Genomic DNA, 5,618 nt, shown 5'->3' on the forward strand with positions numbered 1-5,618 from the left:
GGGGGAGGGCGACGGCGGCGGACGGCAGAGCCCGCCCTGACCGCCGCGCCGATCGGGCGTACGTGGTGCGCCACCCGCGGACGGCGCGGTGTCGCGTAGGCGGCCGACGCCCGTCCGGTGTCCGGCGCGTCCGGCCCGGCCCTCGCGAGGATCACGGCGTCCCCGCGCGTCCCCGCGCACCGCCGCGCACCGCCGCGCGCAGGCGTGACGCGCTCGTTCCGTCCGGCCGGTGCGGTGGCGGCTCCCGCCGCCCGTCGCCGATGACGCGTATCCATGCCATGCCGGACCCCTGTCGCGTGCGGCTGTACGGCTCCGTTCGGCCACGCCCGCCATCGGTCAACACCCTTGTGTGGCAAGCGAGTTCACTACTTGTTCGATCCTACGAACCTGCTCCGGGTCGGGTTACCGTCTCGTCCGGCATCTGATAGTAAACCTTCCTGTCAGTGCAATCAGGTACGGACCAACTCCACCCCCCACCTCCAACTGGAGTCCCCGTGAAGCACATAACCTCCGGGACGACGGATCTCACCGTCGTCTCCCGCCGTACGGCCCTCGCCCTGGTCGGCGCCCTGGCGGCGGCGCCGCTGCTCGGTTCCGTCCGAGCCGCCGCGAGCCCCGTGACCGCGGCCGCCCCGGGCCTCGACGACCCGGCGAAGAAGGAGATCGCCATGCGACTGGTGTCGAGCGCGGAGAACTCCTCGCTCGACTGGAAGGCGCAGTACAAGTACATCGAGGACATCGGCGACGGCCGCGGCTACACCGCGGGCATCATCGGGTTCTGCTCCGGCACCGGCGACATGCTCGACCTCGTCCAGCTCTACACCGACCGCAAGCCCGGCAACGTCCTCGCCCGGTACCTGCCGGCGCTGCGCGCGGTGAACGGCACCGACTCGCACGACGGACTCGACCCGTCCTTCCCCGGCGACTGGCGCAGGGCCGCCCAGGATTCGCGCTTCCAGCAGGCGCAGGACGACGAGCGCGACCGGGTGTACTTCAACCCGGCGGTCCGGCAGGGCAAGTCCGACGGACTGCGCGCCCTGGGCCAGTTCACCTACTACGACGCCATCGTGATGCACGGCGACGGCGACGACCCCACCTCGTTCCGCAGCATCCGCAAGCGTGCCCTGGGCCGGGCGAAGCCGCCCGCGCAGGGCGGCGACGAGACGGCGTACCTCAACGCCTTCCTGGACGCGCGGGTGTGGGCCATGCGGCAGGAGGAGGCGCACAGCGACACCAGCCGGGTCGACACCGAGCAGCGTGTCTTCCTGCGCAAGGGCAATCTCGACCTCGACCCGCCACTGGACTGGAAGGTGTACGGCGACAGTTACCACATCGGCTGAACGTCCGAGCGAGTGACCGAACCTCCGGGTGAGCGACCCGCCGACCACGGTCGGCGGGTCGCTCCGCGCAACTTTCCCGTCCCTCTGCCCAGTTGACTCGTGCCGACCTCTGGTCCAGGCAACGTACCGACCGGTATACAAACCGAGTCGAACGCGCGAACACCGCAACGGCGCGGTGTGGCACGCCGACCTGGAATCTGGGGGAGCGCTCCATGAAGCAGCACGGCAGTCCGGCCGCAACAGCCCCGCGTCACCGCCGCGTCACCGCCCTGGGAGCGGCGCTCGGCGTCTGCGCCCTCGGCCTTGCCTCGGCCGCACCGGCCTCGGCCGACGGACGGCACACCGGCCATGGCACGCGGTACGTGGCGCTCGGCGACTCCTACACCTCGGGACCGCTCATCCCCCGGCAGGTGGACGCGAACTGCGCCCGCTCGGACCACAACTACCCCTCACTCGTCTCGGCGGCGCGCAGGACGACCGCGTTCAAGGACGTGAGCTGCGGCGGCGCGACGACCGAGAACATGTGGAAGGCCCAGGGGACGAACGGCCCGCAGCTGGACGCGGTGCAGCACGACACCGACCTCGTGACGGTGCAGATCGGCGGCAACGACGTCGGCTTCGGGTCCATCATCGCCACCTGTGCCCGGCTCGGCGCGACGGACGTGACCGGCAACCCGTGCCAGCGCTACTACGCCTCCTCCGGCACCGACCAGTTGGTGCTCAACATCCTCGACACCATGCCCAAGGTCGCCGCCGTGCTGCGCGCGGTGCACGCCAGGGCGCCGCACGCCCGGGTGCTCGTCGTCGGCTACCCGGACCTGCTGCCCGACGACGGCAGCGGCTGCTACCCCTCGGTGCCGTTCGCGGCGAAGGACTTCCCCTACCTGCGGGACACCGGCAAGCGCCTGAACCTGATGCTGCGTCTGGTGGCCCTGCTGAACCGCGCGGAGTACGTGGACACCTACGGGCCCACGGTCGGCCACGACATGTGCAAGGCCCCGGCGGACCGCTGGATCGAGCCCCTCCAGCCGGCCTCCCCGGCCGCTCCCGCCCACCCCAACGCCAAGGGTGAGGAGGCCATGGCGCGTGCGGTGACCGCGGTCCTCGACTCGGGCCGCGGGCACCGCTGACCGGCGCGGTCCGGGCGGTCCCGGGGGCTGCGCCGACCGCCGGGGCCGGGGTCCGCGGCCGGCGCGCGTACGGCCGCCGGTTCTGGCAGTATCGGCCCATGACGATCCGCACCCGTACCGACCGCTCGTGGGGCTCGCTGTGGTCGAAGGGCTCGGTGCTCTCCATCGGGTCGGTGGACTCGGTCCTGTCCGTGTGCTCCGTGGGCAGCGCCCTGTCCGTGGGGTCGGTCGGCAGCGTGCTGTCGGTCGGCTCCCTCGGCTCCGCCGTCAGCGTGGCCTCCGCCGGTTCCTGGCTCAGCATCGGATCCGCGCTCTCCGCCGTGTCCTCCGGGTCGGTCCTGTCCTGGCGCTCCGACGGCGCGACGGCCGCGGCGAGGACCCTGGCGGTGGCGGGGATCCTGGCGGTGGCGGCCGGCGGCACGGTCCTGCTGGCACGCACCGCCCGGCCGGGCGGCCGTCCCGGCCCTCGCCTCGGCTCCGCGTAGAGACGCGAGGCTCAGGCCGATTCCTCCGCGGACGCCTCCGGCACCGCGGCGGGTTCCTGGGTGTCGGCCGCGGAGTAGTACACGGACGTGCCCTGCTTGGTGCGCTGGGCGTGGCTCTTGGCCACCAGTCCTTCGAGTGTCGTGCGGACGACGGTCGTCTTGACGGAGCGCTCGGGGTGCTGCTGCCCCAGCGTGGTGGCGATCTCGGCGGCGGAGCGCGGTTCGCGCTGCTCGACCAGGTGCGCGCGGACGATGTCGACGAGGGTGCGCTGGGCGGACTCCGTGGCCGCCTCCGCCTTGGGCGCCGCGTTCTTGCGGGCCGTCCGCGCGCCCTTGGCGCGCGCGGGGGAGCTCTTGCGCGCCTCCCGCGTCCGCCGGCCGGTGCCCGTCGCGTCGGCCGTCTTCTTGCGCGGCGCCGGAACCACCGCCGCGGTGTCGGCCTCGGTCTCGACCACCGTTTCGACCGCCGGCTCGGCCGGCGTCTCCACCGCCTCAGCCGTGCCGCCGAGGACCTGACGGATGCTCACCAGGACGGTGTGATCCTGTTGCATCGTGGCCAACTGCTCCTGGAGCGCGGCGATTTCACCGGCAAGGCGTTCCTGCTCCTTGACGTTGCGTTCCAGGTCGGCGGCCACCTGGGTGGCGTACTGCGACGTCAGTCCGGTCGTGCCCGTAGTGGTTTCGGACATGCTGCTCACACCTCTTTCATGGGCCCTCCGGCCCCGGGGACGGCAAGTCGTGGCCGTATGCAGAACCAAATGTGCTTGCTCTTGGGGCTGGTGCCGTAAGAGTAGTGGCAATTACGGCCGCACAGCCGGTAGTAGAGATAGTACGGAACGCGACAGCGTGTCGTGCCCACCTCGTATGTCCGGGAATCGCCTCTACGCACTCGGGTCACCCCTGTCACACCACCTGGCTTCGCCGTTGACAGTCAGCAGACGCGAGAGCTAACTTCGCGGCACGAAGTCAGATCGGGAGGCAGTGCACTGTGGGACGGACACGTACGTACGAGTGGGACGATCCCGGCGTGACCGCGGCGGCCGCCGCGCGCGAGGCCGGTATCGACTTCCTGCGTGCCATGCAGGAGGGCCGGGTGCCGGGGCCGCCCATCCTCGCGACCGTGGACTTCTCGCTCGACGAGGTGGAGCCGGGGCGGGTGGTGTTCTCGCTGACGCCGGGCGAGGAGCACTACAACCCGATCGGCAGCGTCCACGGCGGTGTCTACGCCACCCTGCTCGACTCGGCGGCGGGCTGTGCCGTCCATTCCACGCTGCCGCACGGCATGGCGTACACGTCCCTCGACCTGACCGTGAAGTTCCTGCGGCGGATCACGGTGGACACCGGCCGGGTCCGCGCCGTAGGCAGGGTCGTGCACGGCGGACGCCGGACCGCGCTGGCCGAGGCCACGCTGATCGACGCGTCCGACCGTCTGCTCGCCCACGCCACCAGCAGCTGCATGCTCTTCGAGGTGTCCGCCCCGCAGGCCTGAGGGCCGCCCCGCGGGGCCGGACCCGCGCGGGGCGCACTGGGCGCACTGGGCGCAACACGTCTCGGGTTACCTGGCGGCGTGGCGTTGACGGTACGGGGCCGTCGCACGGTGAGGATGGCAGCCGGTACGGGTGCGGACGGCTGCCGCGTCCGCCGTGGAGACTCGGCTCGGAGGCGGATGTGACGGTGCGTCGGGTCGGTATGGTCGTCCACGGAGGGCGCTCGGCGGCCATGGACGCCGCACGGACCGTCCGCGAGTGGTGCGCCGAGCACGACGTGCAGTGCACGGACATCGACGTGTGGCGGGACGGCGGGCGCCACAGTGCCCAGGAGGAAGTGGAGGCCGCGGGAGACCCCGACCTCATCGTCACCCTGGGCGGAGACGGGACCTTTCTGCGCGGTGCCCGGCTGGCCGCCGAGCACGACGCCCTCGTACTGGGCGTCGACCTCGGACGGGTGGGCTTCCTGACGGAGGTTCCCGTCACCGTGGTGCGGGCGGCGCTGGACGCCGTACGGGAGGAGCGGCTGACGATCGAGAACCGGATGCTGCTCACCCTGCGTGCCTCGCGCACGCTGGAGGTGCCCTCCGGCATGCAGGAGCTGATGCGCTACGGGCGCGGTCCGATGCTGCCGCCGCCACGCGTGCGTACCGACTGCGAGGCCGGTGACGACTGGGGCATCGCGCTGAACGTCGCGGCGCTCAACGACGTCGTCGTGGAGAAACTGGCGAGAGACCGGCAGGTGTCGGTCGGCGTCTACATCGCCGGCCGGCTGCTGGCGTCCTACTCGGCCGACGCGCTGCTGGTGGCGACCCCGACCGGCTCGACGGCCTACAGCTTCGCCGCCGGCGGTCCCGTGGTCTCGCCCCGCGCCGAGGGGCTCGTGTTCACGCCCGTCGCCCCGCACATGGCGTTCAACCGGTCGGTCGTGGCCGCGCCCGACGAACCCATCGCCCTGCGCGTGCTCGAACGGTCCGGTCAGGCCGCCGTCAGCATCGACGGCCAGTTGCGGGGCGTGCTCGACCCGGGGGACTGGATCGGCGTGTACGCGGCGCCGCACCGGCTGCGGGCCGTGCGGCTGGGCCCGATGGACTTCTACGGCCGGCTGCGGGAGCGCATGAACCTCACCGACGCCCCGGCCGCGGTGGCCGACGGAACCCCCGCCCCGCTCTGGCC

General features: G+C 72.2%; 6 protein-coding genes. 5 read left to right on the top strand and 1 reads right to left on the bottom strand.

The features are described 5' to 3' along the window. Nucleotides 1-494 precede the first annotated feature (494 nt). The 3 genes from FNH09_RS44065 to FNH09_RS44075 all read left to right on the top strand — a co-directional run bounded on the left by FNH09_RS44065 (nucleotide 495) and on the right by FNH09_RS44075 (nucleotide 2,955). A complete protein-coding gene (locus FNH09_RS44065) occupies nucleotides 495-1,340 on the top strand; it encodes a chitosanase (RefSeq protein WP_162470022.1) in 846 nt (281 codons plus the stop codon). Nucleotides 1,341-1,552: 212 nt separating this feature from the next. Next, nucleotides 1,553-2,470: an SGNH/GDSL hydrolase family protein gene (locus tag FNH09_RS44070; RefSeq protein ID WP_152895490.1), complete on the top strand. Its 918-nt coding sequence runs from the start codon at nucleotides 1,553-1,555 to the stop codon at nucleotides 2,468-2,470. A gap of 98 nt (nucleotides 2,471-2,568) precedes the next feature. After that, nucleotides 2,569-2,955: a hypothetical protein gene (locus FNH09_RS44075; RefSeq protein ID WP_152895491.1), complete on the top strand. Its 387-nt coding sequence runs from the start codon at nucleotides 2,569-2,571 to the stop codon at nucleotides 2,953-2,955. 11 nt (nucleotides 2,956-2,966) lie between these two features. On the opposite strand, the gene FNH09_RS44080 is transcribed toward FNH09_RS44075, so the two are convergent. Continuing rightward, entirely contained in the window at nucleotides 2,967-3,644 is a 678-nt protein-coding gene (locus FNH09_RS44080) for a BlaI/MecI/CopY family transcriptional regulator (protein WP_152895492.1), read from the bottom strand. A 299-nt stretch (nucleotides 3,645-3,943) separates the two neighbouring features. On the opposite strand from FNH09_RS44080, the gene FNH09_RS44085 reads away from it, so the two are divergent. After that, entirely contained in the window at nucleotides 3,944-4,444 is a 501-nt protein-coding gene (locus tag FNH09_RS44085) for a hotdog fold thioesterase (RefSeq protein WP_162470023.1), read from the top strand. A 179-nt stretch (nucleotides 4,445-4,623) separates the two neighbouring features. After that, on the top strand, nucleotides 4,624-5,618 hold a 995-nt coding region (locus FNH09_RS44090; protein WP_162470024.1), incomplete at its 3' end, for an NAD(+)/NADH kinase.

Source organism: Streptomyces adustus (assembly GCF_009377175.1).
In the GTDB taxonomy this organism is placed as follows: domain Bacteria; phylum Actinomycetota; class Actinomycetes; order Streptomycetales; family Streptomycetaceae; genus Streptomyces; species Streptomyces adustus.

Coding starts and splice junctions, on each gene's coding strand:
- FNH09_RS44070 (WP_152895490.1), top strand. CDS start 1,553: ATGAAGCAGCACGGCAGTCCGGCCGCAACAGCCCCGCGTCACCGCCGC.
- FNH09_RS44075 (WP_152895491.1), top strand. CDS start 2,569: ATGACGATCCGCACCCGTACCGACCGCTCGTGGGGCTCGCTGTGGTCG.
- FNH09_RS44080 (WP_152895492.1), bottom strand. CDS start 3,644: ATGTCCGAAACCACTACGGGCACGACCGGACTGACGTCGCAGTACGCC.